Raw genomic sequence first — 25,357 nt, 5'->3', positions numbered from 1 at the left:
GTGATCCGAGCCACTCTAAATTCGGAAGGCGTTCCGCAATACGAAACGGAGAGTGCTCGTGACGATGACTTTGAGAGGCCTGACCGAACAAGGCCTGGTGTATGCGCCCGGCGTGTGGGACGGGTTGACGGCCAAGCTGGCCGAGCAAGCGGGATTTTCAGCGCTGTGTGCCTCCGGATTCGCCGTATCAGCGGCCCTCGGCCTACCCGACGCCGAGCTCTACACCATGACCGAGAACCTCCAGGCGGTCCGGACCATTCGGGAGGCATCGGCTCTGCCGCTGGTCGCGGACATCGATACCGGGTATGGAAATGCAGTCAACGCCGCGCGCACCGCGAGCCGGTTCGCCGAGGCCGGTGTCCAGGGCGTGTTCATGGAGGACCAGCTGTCCCCCAAGAAATGTCCGATCTGCGTGGGCGAGCCGGTGGATCTCATCTCCGTCGACGAGGCATCGGGCAAAGTGCGAGCGGTGCGTGATTCGATGCCGGACGACGTTCTGCTCATCGCGCGCACCGATGCGCGGGGCGACGATGCGATAAGGCGGGCCCAGGCCTATGTCGATGCTGGCGCCGACATGATCATGCCCGTCACCAAGACATTCGAAACCGTCGAGCAGTGGGAGAACTGTCACCGAGCGGTCGGGGTTCCGCTGATGGCCACACTCACTGCCTCGACCTGGACCGAGCGGGAGTTCACCCCGGAAGTTCTGGCGCAGATCGGAGTGCGGTTGGCCCTGCTGCCCACTCAAGTACTGATGGCCGCGACGGGTGCCGCACGCGAGACTCTCCGCCGCCTGGCCGCCGGTGAAGCTCCCGCAGACGTGAGCGCCGACGCGTTGCAGCACCACGAGTTCGTAGACCTCATCGGCTTTCCCGAAGTCGAAGCGCAGCAGCGCAAGTACCTCCCCGCGGAGTCGAACCGATGACTCCGGACTCTTTCACGATGGTGGAGAAGATTCTCGGGAGAACCTGCGGCGGCGATCCCGTGCGCGCCGGTGAGAATCACGCGGTGCGTCCGGCTCGGATGATCGCGTACGACTTCCCCGGATACACCGATGTGATGTTCCGCCAGATGCGTGATGACTTCGGTATCACCTCGTTGGAGGACCCAGCCCGGTACGTCGTCTTCATCGATCACATGTTGACCAAGCTCAACGATCGGGAGCAAGAAGTCCACCAGGTCACCCGGGAATGGTGCGAGTACTACGGAATCGAGCTGCACGAGGGCCGCGGCATCGGGCACCAGCTCACTGCCGAGCTCGGCCTGGCCATCCCCGGTGACTTCCTCGTGCACTTCGACGGCCACATCAGCGGAATCGGCGCGTTCGGTGCGTTGGGCTGGGGTATTCGCCGCGACCTGATCGAAGCGTGGGTGACCGGCCAGCTGTACGTGGATATTCCAGCGACCACGCGGTTCGATCTGTACGGCGAATTCGCGCCGGGAGTGGACAGCCGCGATCTGGTGCACTCCATCATCGACCTCGTCGGGGCCGACGGATGCGCACATCAGGTGATGGAATTCGGTGGCCCCGGTGCCCGATCGATGAAGATCGACCACCGACAGGGGTTGTGCGGCATGGCGATGTTCACCGGAGCTGTGTCCGCGATATTCGAGCCGGACGAGATCTCCCTCGCCTACGCCAACGATGTTGCGAGACAGTCTTTCACGCCGATCTATCCTGACTCCGGTGCGGTATACGCAGCTCGGCACACCATCGATCTCGCGCAGATCGTGCCGCAGGTCGTTGCGCCCGGCTCGGCGCGCGCAGCCAACACCCATTCTGCCGCAGACCTCGCCGGCACTCCGATCACCAAGGCGTTCATCGGATCCTGTGCCAGTGGGCGAATCGAAGATCTGCGGGCTGCGGCGCTCGTCCTCGACGGCCGCACCGTGGCCCCCGGCGTGGAACTCAATGTGGTGCCGACGTCGCAGAAGGTGCACGATCAAGCCGAAAGAGAGGGTCTGCTCGACGTACTGCGTGCAGCGGGTGCCCACATCGCAGTATCGAGCTGCGACTTCTGTTTCGGCTATCAGAAGCCATTAGCGGCGGGCGAGAACTGCATATCGACCGGCGTACTCAACATCTCCGGCCGGATGGGCAGCTCGGACGCCAACATCTACATGGGCTCTCCGTATACCGTCGCGGCAAGCGCGCTCGCGGGCACAATCCAGCAGGTGAGCTCGTGAGTGCCTACCCGCCCCCGCCCGACGTCATCGCCGGCCGAGTTGCATGGGTCTTCGGCGACGACTTCGACATCGATCTCGTTGTCGGCGTTGCAAATATCAAGTCGTACGATCCTGATCATCTGAGATCGGTCTGTATGGCCGCATACGATCCGGGTTTCGTCGACCGCGTTCGGCCGGGCGACATCATCGTCGGGGGCCGGAACTTTGGCTACGGCCACCCGCACTACCCGCCGATGGTGGCCCTGCGTAACGCCGGTATTCGAGCCATCGTGGCCGAGTCGTTCTCGCCGGGTTTCTGGCGCGGAGAGACGTTCAACGGAGTACCCCTCATCACCATTCCGGGAGTTTCCGGCGCGGTCGAAACCGGTGACGTCGTCGAACTCGATTGGCGACGAGCATCATTGACCATCGGCGACGGCCGATCGATGGTGGGCGCTGCGCCCAGCCCTCGTACAGTCGCAGTCATCGAGGCCGGCGGATCGTACGAACTACTTCTTGCCGAACACCGAAGCAAGCAACCACTCACAGGACAGGGAACAGCGCGATGACGAACGTCGACCAGCCTTCTGCGGTCACCAGCGCACCGAAAGCCGATACCAGCACCGCGCGCCGTGCCGCGCTGGCCGGTGGCGTCGGCACGCTGATCGAGTACTACGACTTCGCCGTCTACGGCTTTCTCGCCGTAGTCATTGCGCCACTGTTCTTCCCGTCCACGAGTCCCGGCGTATCCATACTCGCGACCTTGGCAGTATTCGGCGTCGCATACGTTGCTCGTCCGCTCGGCGGCATCTTCTTCGGCCGCCTCGGCGACAGAAAGGGTCGTCGACAGGCGTTGGTCGTGACGGTGGTCTGTATGGGTATCGCGTGTGGAGTCCTGGGAATGCTGCCCACACACTCGAGTGTAGGAGTGTTGGCACCGATTCTGCTCGTCATCATCCGACTGGCCCAGGGCTTTTCTGCCGGCGGTGAAATCGGCGGTGCAGCAACCTATATCGCCGAATCGGCACCACCGAACCGTCGAGGATTCTTCGGGTCGTTCACCCCGGTCGGTTCTACCCTCGGCTTCGCTGTCGCCGCAGCCGTCGTCGGAGTGGTCGCCCTTGTCACCACCGACGATCAGATGTCGGCGTGGGGCTGGCGCATTCCGTTCCTGCTGGCTCTTCCGCTGGCATTCGTCTGCCTGCGAGTGCGTCTGAAGCTGGAGGACAGCCCGGAGTTCGAGGAAATGGCAGCCAAGAACGAGGTTGCCAAGAGCCCGCTGAGCGATGTCGTGAAGAAGCAGCCGTGGTCGGTGCTCCGTGTCGTCGGCATCGCCATTGCAATGAACGGATCCGGTTACATCGGACTGACCTACTTCAGCGTCTACCTCATCAACGACCTGGGGTTCTCGAAAGATTCGGTCTACTGGACCTCCGCGATCGCAATCGCGTTGGCCTGTGCGACCTTTCCCCTGAGCGGCATGCTGACGGACAGATTCGGTCGCAAACCGGTGCTGCTGTTCGGTTATGTGGCCTACGTGATCATCGCGCTGCCGGTGTTCATGATTCTCGGTGCCACGTCCAGCATTCTGATCGTCGGCGTCGTCTACTTCGTCTACATGGTGCTCAACGGCGTAGTGCAGGTTCCGGCGTTCCCGCTGTTCACCGAACTGTTCCCGCGCTCCGTGCGCTACACCGGAGTGTCGTTGGGCTTCAACATCGGAACGATCGCGGCAGGCGGAACTGCGCCGTACGTAGCCGCACAGTTGGTCGAATCGACCGGCAACGCCATGTCACCCGCGTACTGGGTCATGGGTGTGTGCGTCATCGGTGTTGCGACGGTGCTGACCATCAAGGAGACGGGACGCAGCAAGCTTCCTGTGTAGCTCGAGCCGCTCTGCTGTCAGCAGCGTGCCGAAGGTGACAATCGACGGCACACTGAATGCATGAAACTACTGGTTCTCGGGGGCAGCGATTTCGTCGGGCGAACGGCCGTCGAGCATGCCCTTGCCCTCGGATGGGACGTCACCGTGCTCAATCGTGGCACGACGGCGTCCGATCCTCGGGTCACGCAACTCCAGGGAGACAGGCGCGCGTCCGGAGGGCTCGATCCGATTCGAGAAGGTAACTGGGACATTGCCTTCGATACTTGGTCGTGGGAGCCCGGTGTAGTGGCGCAGTCGGCTTCTGCGCTTACCGGTCGAGTGCGCAGCTACGTCTATGTGTCGAGCCGATCGGTGTACGACGCGCCTGGAGCAGGTGCGACCGAGACCTGGCCGACGGTACAAGGGCCTGGCGATGACTACGCACGATGCAAGCTCGGTGGTGAGCAGGCCGCCGTCACAGCATTCGGTGTTAGAGCCTTGTTGGTCCGGGCCGGATTGATCCTGGGACCGTACGAGAATATCGGTCGACTTCCATGGTGGCTCAACAGAATTGGGCAGGAGCGGAGCCTGCGGAGTGACCAGAATGGGCGTGCCGGGGATGTTCTAGCGCCCGGTCCCGCCGACCTGGCACTGCAGTACATCGACGCGCGCGATCTTGTCGGCTGGGCTCTGGACGCGGCTGCCCGTGGGCTCGGGGGTCCGTACGACGTGGTGAGTCGGCCCGGGCATGCAACGATGCGCGAGGTTCTGCAGGCCTGTGTTGCCGCGACACGGTCCGATGCTCGCCTGCGTTGGGTGGAACCGGACGTCCTCAATGCTGCCGGAGTGCAGCCGTGGACGGAGCTACCGATCTGGATTCCGCCTGGCGCAGATCATGACTCGTTGCACGCGTCCGACGTGTCGAAGGCGTTCGCGGAGGGGCTTCGGGCACGGCCGATCCAGGAGACCGTCGCAGACACGTGGACCTGGCTGCAGTCAGTGAATGGTGAGCCGTCGACGAGACGCGACCGGCCGCCTGTCGGACTCTCCGCCGACCGTGAGGCGGCAATTCTCGCGGGCGTGGGGCGTGCAGAGGTCGGTGAACTCGACAGACGCGCGCGGAATCGTCAGACGCGTTCGGAATAGCTTCGAGATCGGTATCGAACTCGCTCGCATCTGACAAACGCGCGCGCATTTGCGGGGAACGAGGCAGCTACCCCAATATTCGAGACTCTTGCGAAGATGCTAGAGAACGATAGACAAGACTACGGAGTGCAGAGTCGTCGCACTGCGGCCTCGATTTTCGACGCCCTGCGCTGAATCTCGGCGTCGTCGGCGGATTCGCAGGCTCTGCTCGGCGCGGTCATCCAGGCCGAGGTGATCCCGAACATCATGGTGATCAGGTCGTCGACGGTGAAGGCGTCGGAGATCAGTCCGTCTCGTTGGGCGGCGGCCATGGCGTTGCGTCGTTCTGCGATGACCGAGTGGATGTCATCGGTGCCCGATGCTGCCATACCGCCCTGGAGCTGGGTCCACAGAAGTAGGCGGTGTTCCTCGGGATGTGCTGCGAGATGCAGGTATTCGCGTGCCGCATACCCGCCGAGGTCGTCGATGGAGAAAGGTACTTCTTCGATGAACCGCGCGAACCCGTCCTCGACCACAGCGCGGAACAGGGCTTGTTTGTCGCCGAAGTATGCGTACAGGCGCTCCTTGCTGGCCTTGGCCGCAACCGCGATGCGATCGACTCGAGCTCCGGCCAGTCCGTGCACCGAGAACTCGTCACGGGCGGCGACGACGATGCGGGCGCGGGTCGCGCTGGCGTCAGGTTTCATGGCGGTCACCATACCCCCAACCAACTAGTTCGTTTGACAGTCGGTGCCGAGTGGCTTACCTTTCTGATCGGGACATTTTTCGTGCCCAGAATCAACGAGTACGAGTGGGGTAGAAACATGTCGCAGCACTCCGAGCGCGAAGCGCCGGATCTGAATCCGAACTACGAGCGCCGATGGCTGGTGCTGTGCATCGTCGCCATCACGCAGCTCACAATCGTGCTGGACGGCACCATCGTCAACATCGCGCTACCGCAGGCGCAGATAGACCTGGGCATCAGTGACACCAGCCGCACCTGGGTTATCACCGCCTACGCTCTGGCATTCGGTGCGTTGCTGCTGCTCGGCGGTCGCATTGCGGACTACTGGGGACGCAAGCGCTCGTTCATCGTCGGCATGGCAGGCTTCGCCGTTGCCTCCGCCATCGGTGGACTCGCCCAGGAAGGCTGGCAGCTGTTCATCGCACGCGCCGGCCAGGGAGTTTTCGCTGCACTGCTCGCACCTGCAGCACTGGCCATCCTGACCGTCACCTTCACCGACACCAAGGAGCGCGCCAAAGCGTTCGGTGTCTTCGGCGCGATCGCCGGTGGCGGCGCAGCCGTCGGTCTGCTTCTCGGCGGCGTGCTCACCGAGTACGCGAACTGGCGCTGGTGCCTTCTGGTCAACATCCCGGTCGCAGTGATCGCCATCGCCGCAGCAGTGCCGCTGGTGAAGGAGAGCAAGGCACACGGAGACACCCGCTACGACCTGCCCGGCGCGATCCTCGTCGCTCTGGGTCTGGCCTCGCTGGTCTACGGCTTCACCGAAGCCGAAAACGGTTGGGCGACGGTACCCACCATCTCGTTCATCGCGTTGGGCCTGGCTCTGCTGGCCGCGTTCGTCGTGGTCGAATCCAAGTCCGCCAACCCGCTGCTGCCGTTGAGCGTGCTGCTCGACCGTGACCGCGGTGCCGCGTACATCGGCTCGGCCGTCATCGGTGCTGCCCTGCTCGGTGGCACGTTGTACCTCACGTTCTACTTCCAGATCGTGCTCGAGATGAGCCCGGTGATCGCGGGTGTCGCGTCACTCCCGATGACCGGCGGAATCCTGATCACCGCAGCGCTCGCGTCCGCACTCGTGCCGAAGATCGGACCCAAGCCGCTGATGGCCGTCGGTCCCGTCGTCTCGGCGATCGGCCTGCTCCTGCTGACGCAGATCGGCGTCGACACCTCGTACTGGACGCACGTGCTGCCCGGCGTCGTGCTGCTCGGTCTCGGTCTCGGCCTGCTGATGGTGCCGATGCAGAACGTCGCGCTCATCGGGGTCGCCGATCACGACGCGGGTGCCGCATCTGCGCTGATCAACGCCACGCTGCAGGTCGGTGGCGCTCTCGGCGCGGCAGTGTTCACGACGGTCTACACCTCGTCCAAGACCTCGTACCTGGCCGACAACCCGGCACCGACTCCGCCGGCCGGAGTTCCTGCGGAAGCTCTCGCGGGCCAGGAGATCCCCAGCGCCGAAGTACTGGCCTCGCTCCCGGAGCCGATCCGCAACTTCGTGCTCGCCACCATCGACCACGCGTTCGCGGCCGAGGTCTCCGGCTACGCCTGGGCATTCGGTACCGCCGCGATTCTCGTCGCGCTGGTGTGCCCGGTGGTGCTGGGACTCGTTCGTGCGAAGAAGGACGACCTGCCCGTCGGCGACACCCCGGTGCATATCGGATAGCTCTCGCTGGACACACAGGCCCCGCTGCTCACCCGTCGAGCAGCGGGGTTTTCCTTCGAAGGCGTGCGCTCAGTCCGGGTCGATTGCGTCGGCCTGCGCGGTGAGCAGCATGTGCAACAACTCCGGCGGCACGGCCATCGGAGGCAACGAACCGAGGGTGATGGAGTTGTCGGCATCGCCGTTCAGCTCCGTCACCTCGTCGTGCAGCCTTTCCATCTTCTCGTCGAGCTTGTTCGCGCTCTCGGCGGCCTCGGCCAGTTCGGCCTGCAGAGTGGGCGGAATCTCTCCGCGGTATTTGTAGAAGATCTTGTGCTCGAGGCTCGCCCAGAAGTCCATGGCAATCGTGCGGATCTGCAGTTCGACCAGTACCGGTTGGACGCGGTCGGACATGAAGACCGGGATTTCGACGATGAGGTGCAAACTCTTGTAGCCGTTGGCTTTCGGGTTCGCGATGTAGTCCTTGACCTCGACGACCCGAATGTCGGTCTGACTGCTGAGCATGTCCGCGATGCGGTACGTGTCGGAAATGAAGCTGCAGGTGATGCGGACACCGGCAACGTCGAGGATATTCTCGCGAATGGCGTCGAGCGTCAGCGCGCACTTCTTCCGCTGAGCCTTGTCGAAGATGCTCTCGGGTGTCTTGAGCCTCGACGAGACGTGCTCGATGGGGCTGTACCGGTGGATGTGGGTGAATTCCTGCTTCAAGATGTTGATCTTCGTGATCAGTTCGTCGATCCCGAACTTGTAGCTCATCATGAATCGCGTGAAATCTTGTCTCAGTCGACCCAGGTCGACCGCAGTCTCACCGTTCTTCATGACCTCGCTCATGACCACGATTGTCCACGACGGCGGGGCGAGCGCGCGCGGCGCGGGAATCGAAGCTGGCATCACTGCATGTCGGACCGAGTTCCGGGGTGAAACGCACGAGACCACAGCTCTGGCATTGATGCGTGCGGTGATGCCCTCTCTCGCACGAGCATGCACGTGAACCCACCAACACCGAGCCGGCGACGAGTGGGTGGCCGTTGGTGCAGTGGGTAGGTGCTCGTTCGGCCCACCGATCGCCGACGCGGTAGAGCGATCCGGCAACCGGGTCGGTATTGCGCTCGCCGGATGCCATCGCGCGCAACCGCCTTCGACAATGTCTACCGCTCGATATGGACCGCCCGAAGTGGCTCGGCTGGCTGCGTCGCCAACTCCGGGGGCGCATTCACACTAACAGAAATCGAACGTATGTTCTAACGCGTAGTCAGAACCATGTCTTGCGGCCACCGACTGCGCGCCCCATCGAACCGAGCACCGTCAGAACTGCGCCGACGACCACCAAGATGATGCCGACAGTCGTCAAAATTGAAATGCCGGCGAAATAGCCGATGAGGGCGAGGATAATTCCGAGAACGATCATGACCACTCCTGAAGTTGGGGTGAGCCCGGTACCGGCGGATGCCGATAGGACCGAAGCTACGCCACCGAGATGGAGGAATGGTCACGATTGTCGCTATTTTCCGGCATCCACTTTCGCTGCGAGAAATGCCTCCGGGTCGATCAGATCCGACTGCCCGACGATCGATCCCAGGTCAGCGATACGTTCGATGCCGGTGAGCACCATTTCCTCTTCCACGGTGCCCTCGGCGTAACCGTAGTAACAGGTCGACGTCGTGTGGTTGTGGTCCTTGTCGATGCGGTTGGCGCGGCCCTCGATCTGCCTGATGTCGATGGGTGTCCACCGAGGATCGTGGATCAGCGTCACGCGCGGGGCGAGAGTGGACACCTCCCCTTCGGGGAGCAGTAACTCGTTGGTATGCAGGTTGATTGCGCTGGTGGTGGTCGAGACGATGACCGACGCGGCCCCGGTCTGGAAGCGTCTGATCGACGCCTCCTGCTCGGGGCTGCTCATGCTGCCGTCGACCACGGCAACGTCGAGTCCCTCGTCCCGCAGAGTCTGCGCCAGTGCCGCGACCGACTCTCGGTAGAACATCGAGACGAACACCTGGTTGCCGGCCTTGACCCACGTCCGCACCTGGTCGGCCGACGCGGGAATGCGCAGATACGAACACTTCTGGCGAAATCGCAGCGTCGCGGCGCGGGTACTGGGGTTCTTCTGCAGCACTCGCTTGCCACCCACGGCTTTCCAGTTCGGCAGGCCCACCTCCTTGCGGTAGTCCACCCACGCGGAGTTGTACAGCCGCTTCTGCGCGGCGGTGAGTTCCTGACCGAGTGGTTCCCGCGGAGTCGGCGGCGACGGCCGCGAAATAGACCACGGCACGGCACCTCCCGACAACCAACCGTGCACCGATGCGATGTCGCGGGCCCGTTTCGACGCGTCCTCCGGCTCCCACCGCCACGTGGTCAAACCGGTCGTGGCCTTGCCTGCCTTGACGGAGAACCCGGACTCGATGAGGAACTCCGCCCACTTCATCGTTACCGCGTAACCGAGATATTCGTCGTCACCCAGGATCTCGACCCCGCGGCTGCGCTCGACCGCGCGAGCCATGTACGCGAAGTGCAACGGTTGATAGCCGGGCGTCGCGGACATCCACACCACCGAGCGGGCCGCCTCCTGGTACCGCCAGAGGATCTGCGACTGCTGGGATTCGATGTTCATCAGCGCGTGCGACTCGTCCGCGATCACCACATCGATGTCGAATCGCAGCTCACCGAGCGAGATGGTCCGTTTGTTCTGTGTCCGTTTACGTTTGCCCAGATCGGTCTCGGGCGGAACCGACAGCAGCTTCTTCGTCGACTGATAGGTGATCAGCAGCCAGCGCTTGCGATCGGATGGTTCGATGTCGGCTTCGCTGTCGGCGATGGTACGACGCCATCCCGGTAACGCCCCCTTGGGCGCAACCACCAGTACGGTCCCGATCTCGGCCGCCGACATCTGCCGAACGGCCTCGCACACCGCCAGCGTCTTGCCCAGACCCGTCGAATCCATCTGCGCGAAGTACGGGAATCCGGCGTCGAGCGCGGCGAGATGCCGTCGAACCGATTCGAGTTGAGTTTCTCGGGGCTGCATCGCCCGCTGCCGAACCATCTCGTCGCGCCACGTGTCGTTCGCGTCGTCCTCGAGCCAACGCTGCAGGCTGTACGGAGTCGACTCGTAGGGCTGCAGGTACTCCGGCAACTCGGTGCCGTAGTACGCGAACACCCGAGGCCCGGGATACCACCGCGCCCCGGCCGCACCCGCCGCCGATCGATCCTCGAACGGCACGTCCAGCACCCAGACGCGCTCACCGGGATCGGGAACCCGCAGATCGGGTGCGGCCGACTTGCGGGGCGAGGTCTTGCGCGGGGCCGATCTCTTGCGCGGTGCTGCTTTTTTCGGGGCAGCTTTCTTCTGTGCAGCGGCGGGCTCGCCGTTCTTCGCGGCCGCGAACTTTCGCGCGGCACTGCTCTGCCCGGCCTTGACGGTGCGGGCAGTGGTGGATCGGGCTGTGCGTCTACGAGGTGGCATCGGATCCAGTCTGTCGTACGGTGTGCACGAACACCGTAAAGGAGCCCTGTGACATACCCGAACCACCCGCGCGCCGTAGTACTCGTCCACGATCAGGATCCGATCCTTGCGCGACGCGACATCGGCACTCTCGCTGCCGAATTGCGCACCAGGGGTTTCCAGTTGGACGTGCACTCCTTCGACCACAGCCCCGATGTCGCACCGCCGCTGCTGTCCGACGCGCAGTTGGTGGTGGTCATGGGCTCACCCGATGCCGCGTACGACGACACGCTGACGTGGCTCGCGCCGGAAATTGCGTACGTGCAGGGCGCGATCGACGCGCAGGTCCCGGTTCTCGGTGTGTGCTTCGGCGGGCAGCTGCTCGCGCGGGTACTGGGCGGCACCGTCCGCAAGTCCGAGCATTCCGAGTACGGATTCGTCGACGTCGAGACGTCCGAGCCCGAGCTCATCGCCCCCGGACCGTGGATGGAGTTCCACGGCGATACGTTCACCGCTCCCCCGCAGGCCACGGTGATCGCCCGGAACGATGCCGCGCAACAGGCCTTCGTGTGCGGCCCGCACCTCGGCTTGCAGTTCCACCCCGAGATCGACCTCGACACCTACGACGCGTGGGCAGCTGCGTGGGACCGCGACGGCGTCGAACACGGGGTGGACGTGCACGAGATCAGGAGAGATATCGCCGACGCGGAACTGGCAGCTCGGGCGCGGTGCTCGGCTCTGCTGGACGCCTTTCTCGCCCGATCCTCGGCGGTGCCCCGGTAGGGTCAAACGATGACCGAGGCCAGGCCCAGCAACTTCAGCGATCACCAACTCGGCATCTACGCCGCCGGGATGTTCGCGCAGCAGACACCGCCGATCACCACCAACCTGGCACGGCTGGAGGACCAAGCTGCCGAGAAGCTTTCGCCCGAGGCGTTGGGCTACATCGTCGCCAGCGCGGGCAGCGGATCGACGGCGCGGGCCAACCGGACGGCGTTCGACAAATGGGCTATAACGCCGCGGATGCTCCGCAGTTCGGCCTCGCGTGATCACGCATGCACCGTGCTCGGCACCGATATGCCGGCTCCGCTGCTGATCGCGCCCGTCGGCATCCAGACTCTCGCCCATCCCGACGGTGAGCTCGCGACGGTGCGAGCGGCTGCGGAACTCGGTGTGCCGTACATCCATTCGACGCAGGCATCGCATTCGTTCGAGCAGATCGCCGAGGCAGGGGGAGATGCTCCCCGCTGGTATCAGTTGTACTGGCCGACGGACGAATCGGTACTGCTGAGCTTCCTGCAGCGCGCGAAGGACACCGGGTTCACCACCTTGGTGCTGACTCTCGACACCACGTTGCTGGGCTGGCGGCCTGCCGATCTCGACCGCGGGTACCTTCCCTTCCTCGCCAATCTCGGCATCGAGAACTACCTGAGCGACCCGGCGTTCCAGGCCGGACTGGCGCAGCCCGTCGAGGAGAATCCTGTTGCCGCCGCGATGCATTGGGCACAGATGTTCCCCAATCCCGGGCTGTCGTGGAAGAATCTGGCGTTCCTGCGCGAGCATTGGAGCGGTCCGATCGTGCTCAAGGGAATCTGCACCGTCGGCGACGCCCAGGAGGCAGCAGCGCACGGTGTCGACGGCATCGTGGTCTCCAACCACGGCGGACGTCAGATCGACGGTGCCAGGCCGTCACTCGACGCGTTGCCGTCCATCGTCGATGCGGTCGGAGACGATCTGACGATCCTGTTCGACTCCGGTGTGCGCACCGGTGCCGACATGGCCAAGGCGTTGGCGCTCGGAGCGGATGCGGTCTTGCTCGGCCGGCCGTTCCTGTACGGTCTCGCGCTCGGTGGACAAGAAGGTGTTGCACACGTATTACGTTGCCTACTCGCCGAATTCGACCTGGTGACGAGTTTGTCGGGTCACACCGGCGCCGGCGAATTGGGCCTCGACTCGGTCATGGAGTCCTGATGGAGTGGACGAAGTACGCAATCTGGTGGCACCTGTACCCGCTCGGCTTCACCGGTGCGCCGGTGCACGGCTGGGACGGTGAATCGCAGTCGGATCTGCACCGGCTGAACAGAATCGAGAAGTGGCTCGACTACACACTCGAGCTCGGTGCGTCGGGCATCGCCCTCGGGCCGATCTTCGAATCCGAGAAGCACGGCTACGACACGGTCGACTACTACCATGTCGACGGCAGGCTCGGCACCGACGAGGACATCGACTCCCTGATCGCTGCCGCGCACGGCCGAGGCCTGAAGGTCATGTTCGACGGTGTCTTCAACCATGTGGCGCAGAGCTTTCCGAAGTTCCGACAGGCTCTGGCCGAGGGACCGGACTCCGAGGCCGCGCAGTGGTTCCACCTCGACTGGTCCGGGGACACGCCGACGCATCGCAACTTCGAGGGCCACGACGAACTGGTGGCGCTCAACCACGAGAGCCCGCACGTGCAGGAGTACGTCGTCGACGTGCTCTCGCACTGGCTCGACCGCGGCGTCGACGCCTGGCGGCTCGACGCTGCCTACGCTGTGTCGCCACGCTTCTGGGCCGCGGTGATACCCAAGGTTCGCGAGAAGCATTCGGACGCATATTTTCTCGGCGAGGTCATCCACGGTGATTACGACCGGATCGTCTCGGCCTCCACGCTGAACTCGGTTACCCAGTACGAGCTGTGGAAGGCCATCTGGAGTGGCCTGAGCGAGAAGAATTTCTTCGAGCTCTCGCACGCGCTGGAGCGTCACAACGGCTGGCTCGACGCGTTCGTGCCCGCCACGTTCGTCGGAAATCACGACGTCAATCGCATTGCCAGCGTCGTCGAGGACGAGCGACATCTGCTGCACGCGTTGGTGGTTCTGTTCACCGTGGGTGGGATGCCGATGATCTACTACGGCGACGAACAGGCATTCCGCGGTATCAAGGAAGATCGCGTCGGCGGTGACGACGACGTGCGTCCCGAGTACCCCGAATCCCCGGATGATCTGGCCCCGTACGGTTGGCCGGTCTATCGCGTACACCAGGAGCTGATCGGAGTACGGCGTCGTAATCCATGGATGTACTCCGCGCGCACCGAGACGCTCGAGCTCACCAACACCGCGCTGCTCTACCGCGTGTCCGGGGAAGACAATTCGATCACGGTGGCGCTCAACCTTGGCGACGATGCCATCGACTACCCGGCTCAGGGTAGCGAAGTACTGGCCGGTGAGGCGCACCTGAACGACGGCCGGGTGAGCGTTCCGCCGCACGGCTGGGCCGTCATCGGCTGAGGTCCCTTGCTGCCTTCGCGCGGTCGAAGAACGCCAGCAGATGCGGCAGCTGTTCGTCGGTCACGGTGAACTTCATACGGTCGCCCGAGTAGCCGATGCTGCCGTCGGATGCGCGCAGACCGAGGACGATCTTGGTGCCGTCTCGCGTCGGCTTCGCGTCCACGCCGAGCTGATCGACGTGCCATCGGCAGCGCCCACCGGCTGCGGTCCTCACGGCGGCGTCGAACGCTTCGACCGTGCGGTGGTCGAGTACGAAAATCACGTTCTCGTCGAGGCGATACTCCAGGTAGACGCGTTCGGCCATGGCGGCACAATAACTTGTCATCGTCGTATTCGGGTGTCTATCACTCGCGCTAGAGAGCTGTATCGACGGCAATGCAGCGCCTTGCCGAGGCCGATGGGTACAGTCGAGCGCGACACGGGGTGCCCGGCAGGGCTGAGATCACACCCGTCGAACCTGATCTGGTTAGGACCAGCGAAGGGAATGTCGTGACGTTCGGTATTCCTGTCCCTCGTGACGGTCCCGACCTCGAACGAGAGGCGAGGCGCATGAAATTCGACGAGCAGACGGTGTTGATCACCGGCGGCGGCCGCGGACTGGGAGCAGCGATTGCCGCTGCTTTCGCCGGTGAGGGAGCACGCGTGGTGATCGACTACCGCAACAGCAAGGATGCCGCCGAAGCGCTGGCCGATCGCCTCGGCAAAAGTGCATTCGCGGTTCAGGGTGACGTGACGGACGAGAGCGCGGTGGCCACGGTGTTCGACTCGGCACGTGAGCATTTCGGCACTCCGATCACCACTGTCGTCAACAACGCGCTGGCCGACTTCTCCTTCGACGGTGATGCCCGGCCCAAGGCCGACACCATCACCTGGGACCGCTTCGACGCTCAGCTGCGCGGCAGTGTCCGTGCAGCGTTGCTCACCACGCAGGCTGCTCTGCCGGGTATGCGCGAGGCGGGCTTCGGCCGAATCATCAACGTGGGCACCAACTTGTTTCAGAATCCGGTGGTGCCGTACCACGATTACACCGCGTCCAAGGCCGCACTGCTCTCGCTGACCCGGACTCTGTCCGCAGACCTCGGCGCAGACAACATCACCGTCAACATGGTCTCGGGTGGACTGCTGCGCACCACCGACGCCAGTGCCGCCACTCCGGCCGAGGTGTTCGATTTCATTGCGGCCTCGACCCCGCTGCAACGGGTCACCACCCCGGAGGAGTTCGCCGACGCCCTGCTGTTCTTCGCCTCGCCGTGGGCGCGGTCGGTGACCGGTCAGAATCTGGTGGTCGACGGCGGCCTGGTCAAGGACTGAGATGCACCTCAACGCTTTTCTCTACGGCTGCGGTCACCACAGCGCGGCGTGGCGTCATCCCGATTCGCGAGTGGAGGACCTGGGCAACATCTCTTACTACGAGGAACTTGCGCAGCTCGCCGAACGGGGAAAGTTCGACGCGGTGTTCTTCGCCGACGGACATTCGGTGCGAGACCCGGCAGGCGCAGGGACCTGGTTTCTCGAACCGATCACCGCGCTGTCGGCCATGGCCAGAGCGACCACCCATATCGGGCTGGTCACCACCGTGTCCTCGACGTTCTACACGCCGTTCCATGCCGCGCGCATGCTGGCGTCGTTGGATCACATCAGCGGTGGCCGGGCGGGCTGGAACGTCGTCACTTCCATGTTCGACGCCGAGGCACGCAATCACGGGATGGATGTCATCCCGGCTCGTGAGGAGCGCTATGCCCGCGCCGAAGAGTTCGTCGATACTGCACTGGCGCTCTGGGATTCGTGGGATGCCGACGCGTTGACGCTCGATCGCGCTGGAGCGTATGCGGACCCGGCCAAGGTGCATGCCATCGATCACGACGGCAAACACTTTCGCGTCGACGGTCCGTTGACGGTGCCGCGTTCACCGCAGGGTCGGCCGGTGCTGTTCCAGGCCGGGGCGTCGGGGCCGGGTCGTGATCTCGCTGCGAAGTACGCCGAGGCGATCTATGCCGTCGCCTACGATCTCGTTGCAGCGCAGAGCTATTACGACGACGTGAAGGCGCGCATCGTCCACGCGGGCCGAGACAGTGCGGCAGTGGGCATCATGCCGGGTTTGGTGACGTACATCGGATCGACGATGGACGAGGCCCGACGCAAGAAGGCCGAACTGGATCAGCTACTGCCTACCGAGCAGTCACTGGCAATGTTGTCGACCTTCACCGGGCAGGGCTGTGCTGCTTGGGAACTCGATGAACCGGTGCCGCCGCTACCGCCGGCAGCAGAGTTCACCGGACCGCAGGGTCGCTACGAGACGATTCTGCGCATCGTCGAGAAGGACGCCCCCACCGTGCGTGAGTTGCTCGGCACGCTGGCTGCCGGCGGCGGGCACGCAACGATGATCGGTACACCGGAGTCCATCGCCGACGAGATGGAATCGTGGATCGGTCGCGGTGCCGACGGATTCAACCTGATGTGCCCGCGCTACCCGGACTCGCTCACCGACTTCGTCGATCAGGTGGTCCCTATCCTGCAGCAGCGCAGTCTCTTTCGTGCGGACTACACCTCATCGACGCTTCGCGGGCACCTGGCTCACTGAGCGGCAGGCCCGAAGACTCCTCGATCGACGAACGTCACCAGAGCGTCGAGACCGTCCTCGGGCGAGCCCTGCCACAGCCGGGCGAAGTTCTCCGCCGCGCTGCCGATCAGCATCGCGGTGGTGGCAGGGGATGCCGGGAGCTCGACGCCTGCCTTCTCGAAATTCGCGAGGCGGTCTACCCACGGCTCGAACTGAACCTGTGTGAATTGCTGTACTCGCTGAGCGAAGTCCGCATTGACCAGCGCTGCATCGCGGAGGGCATCGATCACCACGCGGTGTCGAGTGAACAACTGCCAGAACACCTCGACGTGGGGCCGCATCGTCGGGTGCTCACGCGCAGTCGGGTCCTGGGCGGCGACGATGACGTCGGCATCCACACCGATCTGCTCGGCGAGCGCCAACAGCAGTTCGTCCTTGCCGGAGTAGTGGTTGTAGAACGACCCCGCTGCCCGGCCCGCCTGTCTGGTTATGTCGACGATCTTGGTGTTGAGATAGCCGGATCGGGCGAACACGACGCAGGCCGCGCTCTCCAGCTCGTTTCGGGTCTGTTCGGCCTGCTGCGCCCTTGTGGTGGCTGCCACCGCTTTCTACCTCCTGTTGACACCTCTGCCGTCACGATACACACTGAATCCAGATTCAGTGAATGCCAATTCGTCGAAGGGGTGGATATGAAAGCAGCAGTACTGACCGAGTTCGGAGTGCCGAGGTACGCCGATCACGCCGAGCCGACGCCGGCCGAGGGTATGGAGGTCATCGACGTTGCGGCCGCAACGCTCAATGCAGTCGACGTGGTGATCGCTTCCGGCACGCACTATTTGAGCCCGAAGTCCCTTCCGACCGTGAGCGGTATCGAAGGCGTCGGTACGACGTCGGACGGTCGGCGAGTGTACTTCTCCCCGCCCGTCCCGCCCTACGGTTCGATGGCGCAGCAGGCGTTGGTACCGACGACGTCGCTCATCGAACTACCCGACGGGCTGGACTTCTCGACCGCCGCGACGCTGGGCAATGCCGGCCTCGCTGCACTGATGCCACTGACCCATGGGGGTCGCATGACGCCAGGGGAGAACGTGGTGATCCTCGGAGGTACCGGGGTGGTCGGCCGCCTCGCGGTGCAGACTGCGCGGTTGCTCGGCGCAGGATCGATCACGGTCGTGGGACGCGATGAGGCCGCGCTCGAATCCACCCGTGATCTCGGGGCCACGGCGACGGTTGCCATCGGAGACAGCAGCGTCGACGAGCTGAGCTCGGCCATTCGGCAGGCATCTGCCGGGGCCGATGTGATCGTCGATTACGCCTGGGGCGCAGTCGCTCTGGCCGCGCTACGTGCCGGCAACCGGCTCGTTCGTCTGGTACAGATCGGCGACCGAGCCGGTGCCGAGGTCACCGTTCCAGCGCAGCTCCTACGATCACTCGGGGCGAGCATCGTCGGCTTCATGCCGATGCACTACGGACCCGATGCAACCTCGCAGGCGTATCGCACCCTCACCGACTGGGCCGTTACCGGGCAGCTCGCAGTGGAATACGAGAACGTGCCACTGGCAGAGGTCGCGAGTGCATGGGAGCGAACCCCACGCACCCGTCACAAGCTGGTACTGGTCCCCTGACCCATCAGCCCATCAGCCCATCAGCCCATCAGCCCATCAGCCCAGAGAGTCGATGAATTCCTTTGTCAGCCTGGAGATGTCGTCGGCATGGGAGATGGGCGACCAATGCCCCGCCGGAATGTCGTTGCGCGTGAGGTTCTTCACCCACTTGCCGGTGTCGTCGTAGTGGTACGGACGCACCGCGACGTCCTCGGTGTTGACGATGAGGTGAACGGGGATGTCGATGTATCGATCTCGCGGATTGGTCAGCAGCGGAATGATGTTGGCTCGATACAGATTGGTGCCGTTGGTGGCATCCGACCACAGAGTGGGGTTCTGGGTGACGAGCTTCGGGTCGACTCCCGAGAACTCGTGGAGGAACGCCGGCCAGCCCTTGGCGAACTGCCGCTTGATCCGCAGCGTCGACAGGCCGGGGATGTGGAAGGTGACGGTGTACCAGGACGCTCGCGTCTGGGCGAGGACCTGCTTGATGCCGGTGAGGGTGGGTTTGCGGAGCCGCGACTGCGACCACTTGCCGAGATGGTCGAGATTGGGTCCCGAAATCGATGTGTAGGAACGAATTCGGTCCTTCGCCTGCGGTTGAGCTGCGGCCTCCCATACCTCCACGGCACCCCAGTCGTGAGCGAGCACGTGCACGGGAGCATCGGGGCTGACCGCATCGGCAACGGCATAGAAGTCCGATGCCAGCCGCGCCAATTTGTACGCCGACTGCTCGGTGGGCACCGTGCTTTCGCCTGCACCGCGGGAGTCGTAGCTGATCACCCGGAAGCGATCCTCGAGCTGGGGCACGATGTGACTCCACAGTTCGTGAGTATCGGGCCAGCCGTGCACGAGGACGATCGGATCGCCGTTCGGGTTTCCGCTCTCGAACACCGCCAATCGAATTCCTTCGTTGACGACCGTCGTGCGAACTGCATTGCTGCTCAACAGTTTTCCGTTCTATAGATCGAGTACGAGACGCCCGCTGCGTGAGCGGGAGACGCAGATGAGCATGTGATCGCGCTGCTCTTCGGGGGTCAATCGCGTTTCGAGGTGCTCGGGCTCACCGGAAAGCACACGCACCTTGCAAGTACCGCAGAAGCCCTGCTGGCACGAGTACGCGATATTGGGCTTCTGTTCCTTGACCGCGGTCAGTACGGAGGCGTCTGCGGCTACGTCGAGCACAGCTCCGGTGCTGATCAGCTGCACCTCGAAGGGTTGGCCGTCGAGAATCGGCGGCGGGCCGAAGCGCTCGAAATGCAGTGCGGTGGCGGGGCACTGACGGAAGTCGCGACGGACGGCGTCGAGCATGGGGGTGGGGCCGCAACAATAGACGGCACCGCCGGCCGGGGCGCGCTCGAGCAGTTCGCCCTCACCGGGGTATCCGTGCACATCGTCGGTCCGGATGAACACGCGGTCCGATTCCCAGCTCTCGATCTCGTCGAGAAAGGGCATCGTGTCGCGGGAGCGACCGCAGTAGACGAACTGCCAGTCCATGCCGAGAATCCTTGCGGCACGGACCATCGCGATGATGGGAGTGATTCCGATCCCACCGGCGATGAAGAGTGCGCTGCCGTCGCCGACGAAGGGAAAACCGTTGCGGGGGCCGCGAACAGTGACCTCGGTGCCGGGTTGCAGTCCGTGCATCTCGATGGAACCGCCTGCGCCGGTGGGGATTCGGCGCACCGCGATGCGATAGGAACTGCGGTCGGATGGGTTGCCGCACAGGGAGTACTGCCGACGGCGGCCCGACGGTAGGTGCAGATCGAGGTGGCAGCCCGGATGCCAGATCGGCAGCTGCTCTCCCGTCGGCGACGCGAGGGTGAGGGCAGCGACATCGTTGTCCTCGGCGACGATCTCGCGTTCTGTGACGACCAATCGCAACGCGGAATCGGGGTTGTGTCCAGCGACGGCATCGTTGTACTCCGCGCCGGCAGCCGCCTGCATGTACCCGTTGAGAAACGTGCCGAGGAGCTGCATCGAGCGATCCGGGCGTCCGCGTCCGCGCAGATCCGGCGGTGCATCCTTGGGGAGCAGCCGTGGGACGCGGCGTGAGGTGAGCTTCACCTCGCCGCAGCCTGCGCGGCCGGGGAGGACGCCAGGTATCGGACGGCCTGGGCAGTGGAGCCTTCCTGGCTGGGGTGGTACGACTTCTTGAGGTAGCGTGACATGCTGCGGCCAACGTGCGTCAGCGCGGGCAGGGTGCCGCGGCGGACCGACTTTCTCCACAGTGCCGAGCGCGGCTTGCGTACGGATTTCGGTGCCGACTGCAGTTCCGGATCGTTCTTCATCAAGAAGATGATCCCGCGCATCCAGATGTACGCCATCAACGGCACGACGACCACGAACGTGCGCAGCCGACGAACTTCGCGCTTGTCGAAGTAGCGGAGCGTGTCGTACGCGACCGAGCGATGCTCGACCTCTTCGGCACCGTGCCAGCGCAGAAGGTCGAGCATGGTGGGGTGGATGCCCGCGCGGTCGAGACCGTCGGCGTTGAGCACCCAGTCGCCGAGAAATGCCGTCACGTGTTCGATGGCGGCGATCATAGCCAGTCGCTCGACCAGGTTGTTCTTCGATCGCAGGCTGGTCACAGAGTCGGATCCGAGGACCTTGCCGAAGGCCCACTCCATCTGGTCGGTGAACGGTGTCGGGTCGAGGCCTTTGGCCTGAAGATGGACGAGGACGCCGGTATGTGCCTCGGCGTGAACGGCTTCCTGCCCGATGAAACCGATGACGTCGTCGCGCAGCTTCTCGTCGTCGATGTACGGCAGAGCTTCTTTGAAGGTGTCCACGAACCAGTGCTCGCCGGCGGGCAGCAACAGGTGCAGCACGTTGAGAACGTGCGTGGTGTACGGATCGCCCGGCACCCAGTGCATCGGTAGATCGGTCCAGTCGAACTTGACGTTCCTGGCTTGCAGCATCACTTCGCCGGGGTCCGATGCGACGACTTTCCGCTCGCTCATCGAGTCCACCTCCTCCACGTTCGCATGTGTGGCCGATGCCACAGAGCGCAACTTAGTATAAACACCGGTTACATGTAAAAGGAACCATGTCGGTCGTGAATGAGAGACTTCTGCAATGACCGACCCCTCCCCAGCGGCAGTTCCCCCGAGCACCGTCCCCATCACGTGGCCTGCCGAGTGGCCGGCCGAGGTTCGACGGATCGCCGATGCCACGAACGATGCCCTGGCCGCTGTTGCGGCGGGGGATCCGATCGCGTTCGACGACGCCGTCGAGCTGTTGGGCCGCTCGGACTCGGCGCAAGCCGGTCACGTGCATGCCGAAATGGTACGCACGTTGCTCGAGGAGGTATATAGCGACGGATTGACCGGCGAGAACGTCCAGGAGGTGCTCGGCCGCACCGTACGAGGTGCGCACTGGCTGCCGAATCTGGATATCGCCGGGTTCGTCGAGGTGCTCACCGGAGCCCTGGGTGTCGCAGACACAGAAGAGCAATCCCGCTCCAGGCCCCGTCCGGCGCACGCGTTGTTGGTGGTCGCGGACCTACTCGCGGTGCGCCGCGCCAGGGCCGAGACCTACCTGCGCCGAGCGTTGGCCGAAGTCCACCGAGCCGAGACCATCGAGATGCCCTAGTCCACGCGGGCCGGGGACTGCCATTCATCGAAGGTGGGTGCCTGCGGCGCGCGTATATCGATCGATGTGATCGAACGGGTCACCCGACTTCTCGATCGTCGGGGACAGTTTTACGAGCTATGCAAGGTTTAACGACACTTGTTAAAGTACGGTCAGGTTGTCTATTCGGGGGATGAGCAGTGGACCGTCGGCGGAACCCGTATACGCCCAACGCTGGCGCGCCGCCGCGTTACTTGGCGGGTCGCGAGGTGGAACTCGATGACTTTCGCACCCTGCTCTATCGGTTGCGGAGGGGCTATTCCGAGCAGTCGCTGATCGTGACCGGCCTGCGCGGCGTCGGCAAGACTGTTTTACTCGGTCGGTACCGCGAGATAGCTGAGGATGAGGGCTGGGTCGCAGTCGAAGCCGAGGTATCGAAGAGCACCGCATTCGGTCCGCAGATTGCCAGCCTGGCCAGGCGCGCTTTGTTGCAGACGTCACCGAAGGCGAAGTGGAACGACCGCATACACAGATCAGCCGCGGTGCTCAAGTCGTTCTCGTTGTCGATCCAACCGGATGGATCACTGAATATCGGTTTGGACGTCGATCCAGCTGCTGGACAGGCCGACACGGGAAACCTGAATGACGACCTGGCTGATGTCTTCGAGGCAGTCGGGTTGGCCGCTCGGGAAAGCGACATCGGGGTGGTATTCCTTTTCGACGAGATTCAATTTCTGTCGAAGGGTGAGCTGGAAGCGTTGATCGGTGCCGTCCACAGAACTGTCCAGCGGGAGCTTCCGATCACGTTCGCGGGTGCTGGTCTGCCGCAGCTTCCGGGTTTGGCAGGTGATGCCAAGTCCTACGCTGAGCGACTGTTCCGATTCCCGTCTATCGGTGAGTTACCCGGGCCGGAAGCGATCGCGGCCCTGACCGAACCAGCGAAGCTCGAAGGCGTCGAATACGACGTCGGAGCCATAGACAAGATCCTGCACTATACCGAGGGGTATCCCTACTTCATCCAGGAATTCGGGAGAGCAGTGTGGAACTTGGCCGAGGGTCCGAGGATCACGGAAGCTGACGCAGTCGCTGCTGCCGATCTCGTCGACGATGAACTCGACGACAGCTTCTTCCGGACACGTGTTCAGCGCTGCACGAAGGAAGAGCTCCGCTACATGCGGGCTATGGCCGAGCTTGGACCGAAGGAACAGAAGGCCGTCGACGTGGCGCTCCTCCTGCAAAATCAATCGGAACAGGTATCGCCGCTGCGCTCGCGATTGATCAACAAGGGTTTGCTATACACCCCGAATTACGGTTACGCGAAGTTCACCGTTCCCCAGTTCGATCGGTTCATGCGCCGATACATGCCGGAGATCGACGGTCAACCTCCGACCTGAGTGTCGGTTTCCCTAGCGAGATCTTCGCCTGTCTTGCGCAAGCGCTAGACAGGCGAAGAAAGCGCTACCGATGCAGAAGGTTGGCCCCGGCGACGACTGCCTTGATGGACGACAGGGTGGTGTCGGCCTCGATTGCCATCGACCATTCTCGGCGGCCGTCGCACTCGATCGAGACGAAGGTTGCGGTCTCGTCGCCGACGATCTGCTGGTGGAACGACAGGATCTCGATGCGGAAGCCGGCATCGTGCAACATCGACGACAGTGCCTCGATCGGCCCGTATGTCGTTGCGGCACAGGTGATGATGGTGTCGCTGATTCCGAAGGTCGCGTCGTAAGCAGTCCTCCCGCCGGTTGCCCTGCCGGCAGTCCACGACCCCAGTCGGAGCGGTCCGGTGGTGGGTGAGAAGCGTTCGGTGAAATTCGCCCACGACATGTGTTGCCAGGTGATCTCGTCGCGCATCGTGCGCGGCAGGGCGCAGCCGAAACGGGAATGGAACGGATCTGTGGCGAAAGAGGAAGCAAGTGCATTCATGAGGATGGTCTTCCGAATGTGAAGGGAGGACCGAGAGAGCACGACGACCCGCAGCGAGGGGTCGGTCCGAATCAGACCCCGCTACGGCGGCGTACTACGAGAATGCGCTTCACACCCCAGAAAGTAGTCCTTCGTCGCAGCCGCGCGCAAGTATCGAGTGAATACAGATCTCTAGGACACGAGCTAGATGTCCGCATATATCGCACGATCCGTTGTAACTTTGGCCCCATGGACCCCGTGCGTAACCCTTACGCTCCCGGCGCCGGCCAGCGCCCACCCGAGCTCGCAGGCCGAAAGAAGCAGCTCGACGCCTTCGACGTCGTGCTCGAACGCATCACCCGCGGCCGACCGGAGCGCAGTGTCGTACTCACCGGTCTGCGGGGCGTCGGGAAAACGGTGCTGCTCAATCAGCTCCGTTCCGCAGCCATCGCCCGCGGATGGGGAACCGGGAAGATCGAGGCCCGCCCGGACCAGGAACTGCGTCGACCACTGTCCTCGGCGCTGCACATGGCCGTCCGCGGGATCGCGGCCTCGCATCGCGATCCCGAACGCGTCGACGAATTCCTCGGGGTGCTCAAGGCCTTCGCGCTGCGCTCCACCGCCGACAAGGGCATGCGGGAGCGGTGGCAACCAGGCATCGACGTCCCGGCCAAGACCGGCCGAGCCGACTCCGGCGACATCGAGATCGACCTCGTCGAGCTGTTGCTCGACGCCTCCGCGCTGGCCGGCGACGTGGGCGTGGGTATCGCCATCTTCATCGACGAGATGCAGGACCTAGGGCCCGCAGACATCTCCGCACTGTGCGCGGCCTGTCACGAGCTCAGCCAGGACACCGCCCCGCTGATCATCGTCGGTGCCGGCTTGCCGCACCTACCTGCGGTGCTGTCGGCATCCAAGAGTTACTCCGAGCGGCTGTTCAGCTACCACCGGATCGGTCGGCTGGAGCGGGCCGCGGCCGACCTTGCGTTGATCGCCCCGGCCGACCGCGAGGACGTCGAATTCACCCCGGATGCCCTCGACGCGCTGTACGCGGCCGCCGACGGTTATCCGTACTTCGTGCAGGCCTACGGCAAGGCGACGTGGGATCTCGCCGCCGACACCCCGATCACCGTCGAGGACGTGCGCGTCGCCGCCCCGGCGGCGGAAGAGGAACTGGCCGTCGGATTCTTCGGTTCTCGCTACGAACGCGCCACACCCGCCGAGCGTGAATACATGCGCGCGATGGCCGAACTGTCGGTGGACGACGGCTCGGTGCCGACCTCGGCCGTGGCGACCGAACTGAAGCGCAAGCCGGCGTCACTGTCCCCGGCCCGCGACGGCCTGATCAAGAAGGGCCTGATCTACTCGGCCGAGCGCGGCACCATCGCATTCACGGTGCCGCACTTCGGTCGCTATCTGCGCGCGCAGACCGACGAACCCGCGGCGGTGTGAA

The 25,357-nt window shown here is 63.9% G+C and carries 26 protein-coding genes and 1 riboswitch; of the genes, 16 read left to right on the top strand and 10 right to left on the bottom strand.

Annotated elements, in window-relative coordinates; translation table 11 throughout:
- Window positions 1-64 precede the first annotated feature (64 nt).
- The 5 genes from BH93_RS26380 to BH93_RS26360 are packed head-to-tail and all read left to right on the top strand — an operon-like array spanning window position 65 to window position 5,176.
- Window positions 65-925 carry an isocitrate lyase/PEP mutase family protein gene (locus BH93_RS26380; RefSeq protein WP_032379388.1) on the top strand — a complete coding sequence of 287 codons (861 nt, stop codon included), beginning with the start codon at window positions 65-67 and terminating at the stop codon, window positions 923-925.
- Window positions 922-2,187, top strand: coding sequence for a 3-isopropylmalate dehydratase large subunit (locus tag BH93_RS26375; protein ID WP_371832079.1), 1,266 nt, complete (start codon window positions 922-924; stop codon window positions 2,185-2,187). The genes BH93_RS26380 and BH93_RS26375 overlap by 4 nt, the downstream gene beginning before the upstream one ends.
- The gene (locus tag BH93_RS26370; protein ID WP_037172433.1) at window positions 2,184-2,735 is read left to right on the top strand and encodes a 3-isopropylmalate dehydratase; all 552 of its coding nucleotides are present in this window, start codon (window positions 2,184-2,186) and stop codon (window positions 2,733-2,735) included. Before BH93_RS26375 ends, BH93_RS26370 begins: the two co-directional genes overlap by 4 nt.
- The gene (locus BH93_RS26365) at window positions 2,732-4,051 is read left to right on the top strand and encodes an MFS transporter (RefSeq protein WP_032378601.1); all 1,320 of its coding nucleotides are present in this window, start codon (window positions 2,732-2,734) and stop codon (window positions 4,049-4,051) included. Before BH93_RS26370 ends, BH93_RS26365 begins: the two co-directional genes overlap by 4 nt.
- A 60-nt stretch (window positions 4,052-4,111) precedes the next feature.
- The gene (locus tag BH93_RS26360) at window positions 4,112-5,176 is read left to right on the top strand and encodes an NAD-dependent epimerase/dehydratase family protein (protein ID WP_052064927.1); all 1,065 of its coding nucleotides are present in this window, start codon (window positions 4,112-4,114) and stop codon (window positions 5,174-5,176) included.
- Between the two features lie 119 nt (window positions 5,177-5,295).
- Here BH93_RS26360 and BH93_RS26355 read toward each other — a convergent pair whose 3' ends face one another.
- Window positions 5,296-5,862 carry a TetR family transcriptional regulator gene (locus tag BH93_RS26355; protein ID WP_037172570.1) on the bottom strand — a complete coding sequence of 189 codons (567 nt, stop codon included), beginning with the start codon at window positions 5,860-5,862 and terminating at the stop codon, window positions 5,296-5,298.
- Between the two features lie 81 nt (window positions 5,863-5,943).
- Here BH93_RS26355 and BH93_RS26350 point away from each other — a divergent pair, with 81 nt between their 5' ends.
- On the top strand, window positions 5,944-7,563 hold the full coding sequence (locus tag BH93_RS26350) for an MFS transporter (RefSeq protein WP_230592390.1): 1,620 nt from the start codon (window positions 5,944-5,946) through the stop codon (window positions 7,561-7,563).
- A 69-nt stretch (window positions 7,564-7,632) separates the two neighbouring features.
- On the opposite strand, the gene BH93_RS26345 is transcribed toward BH93_RS26350, so the two are convergent.
- Window positions 7,633-8,391: a GTP pyrophosphokinase gene (locus BH93_RS26345; RefSeq protein WP_052058511.1), complete on the bottom strand. Its 759-nt coding sequence runs from the start codon at window positions 8,389-8,391 to the stop codon at window positions 7,633-7,635.
- Between BH93_RS26345 and BH93_RS26340 the strand changes: the two genes are divergently transcribed.
- Window positions 8,390-8,551, top strand: a complete 162-nt coding sequence (locus tag BH93_RS26340; RefSeq protein ID WP_165712875.1) for a hypothetical protein — start codon at window positions 8,390-8,392, stop codon at window positions 8,549-8,551. The genes BH93_RS26345 and BH93_RS26340 overlap by 2 nt on opposite strands.
- Before the next feature lie 261 nt (window positions 8,552-8,812).
- On the opposite strand, the gene BH93_RS26335 is transcribed toward BH93_RS26340, so the two are convergent.
- Both BH93_RS26335 and BH93_RS26330 read right to left on the bottom strand, forming a co-directional pair.
- A complete protein-coding gene (locus BH93_RS26335) occupies window positions 8,813-8,968 on the bottom strand; it encodes a DUF6131 family protein (protein ID WP_094608853.1) in 156 nt (51 codons plus the stop codon).
- Between the two features lie 93 nt (window positions 8,969-9,061).
- Complete coding sequence (locus tag BH93_RS26330) at window positions 9,062-11,017, bottom strand: helicase-related protein (protein WP_037172434.1); 1,956 nt, start codon at window positions 11,015-11,017, stop codon at window positions 9,062-9,064.
- Window positions 11,018-11,065: 48 nt separating this feature from the next.
- Between BH93_RS26330 and BH93_RS26325 the strand changes: the two genes are divergently transcribed.
- From BH93_RS26325 to BH93_RS26315, 3 genes are read left to right on the top strand one after another with little or no spacing between them, the layout of a single operon-like run.
- Entirely contained in the window at window positions 11,066-11,779 is a 714-nt protein-coding gene (locus BH93_RS26325) for a type 1 glutamine amidotransferase (RefSeq protein WP_037172436.1), read from the top strand.
- A gap of 9 nt (window positions 11,780-11,788) precedes the next feature.
- The gene (locus BH93_RS26320) at window positions 11,789-12,967 is read left to right on the top strand and encodes an alpha-hydroxy-acid oxidizing protein (RefSeq protein WP_037172439.1); all 1,179 of its coding nucleotides are present in this window, start codon (window positions 11,789-11,791) and stop codon (window positions 12,965-12,967) included.
- Window positions 12,967-14,262, top strand: a complete 1,296-nt coding sequence (locus BH93_RS26315) for an alpha-amylase family protein (RefSeq protein WP_037172442.1) — start codon at window positions 12,967-12,969, stop codon at window positions 14,260-14,262. Before BH93_RS26320 ends, BH93_RS26315 begins: the two co-directional genes overlap by 1 nt.
- On the opposite strand, the gene BH93_RS26310 is transcribed toward BH93_RS26315, so the two are convergent.
- The gene (locus BH93_RS26310) at window positions 14,252-14,566 is read right to left on the bottom strand and encodes a hypothetical protein (RefSeq protein ID WP_037172445.1); all 315 of its coding nucleotides are present in this window, start codon (window positions 14,564-14,566) and stop codon (window positions 14,252-14,254) included. The two genes, BH93_RS26315 and BH93_RS26310, sit on opposite strands and share 11 nt — an antisense overlap.
- Window positions 14,567-14,671: 105 nt before the next feature.
- Window positions 14,672-14,764, top strand: a riboswitch (TPP riboswitch).
- Between the two features lie 47 nt (window positions 14,765-14,811).
- Here BH93_RS26310 and BH93_RS26305 point away from each other — a divergent pair.
- Both BH93_RS26305 and BH93_RS26300 read left to right on the top strand, forming a co-directional pair.
- Window positions 14,812-15,573 (top strand): 3-oxoacyl-ACP reductase, encoded by a 762-nt coding sequence (locus BH93_RS26305; protein WP_037172572.1) that lies wholly within the window; start codon window positions 14,812-14,814, stop codon window positions 15,571-15,573.
- Window position 15,574: 1 nt separating this feature from the next.
- Window positions 15,575-16,843: an LLM class flavin-dependent oxidoreductase gene (locus tag BH93_RS26300; RefSeq protein WP_037172447.1), complete on the top strand. Its 1,269-nt coding sequence runs from the start codon at window positions 15,575-15,577 to the stop codon at window positions 16,841-16,843.
- On the opposite strand, the gene BH93_RS26295 is transcribed toward BH93_RS26300, so the two are convergent.
- A complete protein-coding gene (locus tag BH93_RS26295; protein WP_037172449.1) occupies window positions 16,837-17,424 on the bottom strand; it encodes a TetR/AcrR family transcriptional regulator in 588 nt (195 codons plus the stop codon). The two genes, BH93_RS26300 and BH93_RS26295, sit on opposite strands and share 7 nt — an antisense overlap.
- 87 nt (window positions 17,425-17,511) lie before the next feature.
- Here BH93_RS26295 and BH93_RS26290 point away from each other — a divergent pair, with 87 nt between their 5' ends.
- On the top strand, window positions 17,512-18,447 hold the full coding sequence (locus tag BH93_RS26290) for a quinone oxidoreductase family protein (protein WP_037172451.1): 936 nt from the start codon (window positions 17,512-17,514) through the stop codon (window positions 18,445-18,447).
- Between the two features lie 36 nt (window positions 18,448-18,483).
- On the opposite strand, the gene BH93_RS26285 is transcribed toward BH93_RS26290, so the two are convergent.
- From BH93_RS26285 to BH93_RS26275, 3 genes are read right to left on the bottom strand one after another with little or no spacing between them, the layout of a single operon-like run.
- A complete protein-coding gene (locus BH93_RS26285; RefSeq protein ID WP_037172454.1) occupies window positions 18,484-19,374 on the bottom strand; it encodes an alpha/beta fold hydrolase in 891 nt (296 codons plus the stop codon).
- A 12-nt stretch (window positions 19,375-19,386) separates the two neighbouring features.
- Window positions 19,387-20,493: a PDR/VanB family oxidoreductase gene (locus tag BH93_RS26280; protein ID WP_037172456.1), complete on the bottom strand. Its 1,107-nt coding sequence runs from the start codon at window positions 20,491-20,493 to the stop codon at window positions 19,387-19,389.
- Window positions 20,490-21,389, bottom strand: a complete 900-nt coding sequence (locus BH93_RS26275) for a metal-dependent hydrolase (protein WP_037172573.1) — start codon at window positions 21,387-21,389, stop codon at window positions 20,490-20,492. Before BH93_RS26275 ends, BH93_RS26280 begins: the two co-directional genes overlap by 4 nt.
- 115 nt (window positions 21,390-21,504) lie before the next feature.
- Between BH93_RS26275 and BH93_RS26270 the strand changes: the two genes are divergently transcribed.
- Together BH93_RS26270 and BH93_RS26265 are read left to right on the top strand one after the other, a co-directional pair.
- Entirely contained in the window at window positions 21,505-22,020 is a 516-nt protein-coding gene (locus BH93_RS26270) for an HD domain-containing protein (RefSeq protein ID WP_052064928.1), read from the top strand.
- Window positions 22,021-22,199: 179 nt separating this feature from the next.
- Entirely contained in the window at window positions 22,200-23,393 is a 1,194-nt protein-coding gene (locus tag BH93_RS26265; protein WP_037172459.1) for an ATP-binding protein, read from the top strand.
- Window positions 23,394-23,457: 64 nt separating this feature from the next.
- Here the strand turns inward: BH93_RS26265 and BH93_RS26260 are convergent, their stop codons facing one another.
- Entirely contained in the window at window positions 23,458-23,925 is a 468-nt protein-coding gene (locus BH93_RS26260) for an alpha-isopropylmalate synthase regulatory domain-containing protein (protein WP_037172574.1), read from the bottom strand.
- A gap of 228 nt (window positions 23,926-24,153) precedes the next feature.
- On the opposite strand from BH93_RS26260, the gene BH93_RS26255 reads away from it, so the two are divergent.
- Window positions 24,154-25,356, top strand: coding sequence for an ATP-binding protein (locus BH93_RS26255; protein WP_037172462.1), 1,203 nt, complete (start codon window positions 24,154-24,156; stop codon window positions 25,354-25,356).
- Window position 25,357: the final 1 nt, after the last annotated feature.

Source organism: Rhodococcoides fascians A25f, from assembly GCF_000760935.2.
Lineage (GTDB): Bacteria > Actinomycetota > Actinomycetes > Mycobacteriales > Mycobacteriaceae > Rhodococcoides.
The sequence above is the reverse complement of the archived record's forward strand: the minus strand, read 5'-3'. Positions and strand labels throughout refer to the sequence as shown.

Coding starts and splice junctions, on each gene's coding strand:
- BH93_RS26380 (WP_032379388.1), top strand. CDS start 65: ATGACTTTGAGAGGCCTGACCGAACAAGGCCTGGTGTATGCGCCCGGC.
- BH93_RS26375 (WP_371832079.1), top strand. CDS start 922: ATGACTCCGGACTCTTTCACGATGGTGGAGAAGATTCTCGGGAGAACC.
- BH93_RS26365 (WP_032378601.1), top strand. CDS start 2,732: ATGACGAACGTCGACCAGCCTTCTGCGGTCACCAGCGCACCGAAAGCC.
- BH93_RS26360 (WP_052064927.1), top strand. CDS start 4,112: ATGAAACTACTGGTTCTCGGGGGCAGCGATTTCGTCGGGCGAACGGCC.
- BH93_RS26355 (WP_037172570.1), bottom strand. CDS start 5,862: ATGAAACCTGACGCCAGCGCGACCCGCGCCCGCATCGTCGTCGCCGCC.
- BH93_RS26340 (WP_165712875.1), top strand. CDS start 8,390: ATGACCACGATTGTCCACGACGGCGGGGCGAGCGCGCGCGGCGCGGGA.
- BH93_RS26345 (WP_052058511.1), bottom strand. CDS start 8,391: ATGAGCGAGGTCATGAAGAACGGTGAGACTGCGGTCGACCTGGGTCGA.
- BH93_RS26335 (WP_094608853.1), bottom strand. CDS start 8,968: ATGATCGTTCTCGGAATTATCCTCGCCCTCATCGGCTATTTCGCCGGC.
- BH93_RS26330 (WP_037172434.1), bottom strand. CDS start 11,017: ATGCCACCTCGTAGACGCACAGCCCGATCCACCACTGCCCGCACCGTC.
- BH93_RS26320 (WP_037172439.1), top strand. CDS start 11,789: ATGACCGAGGCCAGGCCCAGCAACTTCAGCGATCACCAACTCGGCATC.
- BH93_RS26315 (WP_037172442.1), top strand. CDS start 12,967: ATGGAGTGGACGAAGTACGCAATCTGGTGGCACCTGTACCCGCTCGGC.
- BH93_RS26310 (WP_037172445.1), bottom strand. CDS start 14,566: ATGGCCGAACGCGTCTACCTGGAGTATCGCCTCGACGAGAACGTGATT.
- BH93_RS26305 (WP_037172572.1), top strand. CDS start 14,812: ATGAAATTCGACGAGCAGACGGTGTTGATCACCGGCGGCGGCCGCGGA.
- BH93_RS26300 (WP_037172447.1), top strand. CDS start 15,575: ATGCACCTCAACGCTTTTCTCTACGGCTGCGGTCACCACAGCGCGGCG.
- BH93_RS26290 (WP_037172451.1), top strand. CDS start 17,512: ATGAAAGCAGCAGTACTGACCGAGTTCGGAGTGCCGAGGTACGCCGAT.
- BH93_RS26275 (WP_037172573.1), bottom strand. CDS start 21,389: ATGAGCGAGCGGAAAGTCGTCGCATCGGACCCCGGCGAAGTGATGCTG.
- BH93_RS26270 (WP_052064928.1), top strand. CDS start 21,505: ATGACCGACCCCTCCCCAGCGGCAGTTCCCCCGAGCACCGTCCCCATC.
- BH93_RS26260 (WP_037172574.1), bottom strand. CDS start 23,925: ATGAATGCACTTGCTTCCTCTTTCGCCACAGATCCGTTCCATTCCCGT.
- BH93_RS26255 (WP_037172462.1), top strand. CDS start 24,154: ATGGACCCCGTGCGTAACCCTTACGCTCCCGGCGCCGGCCAGCGCCCA.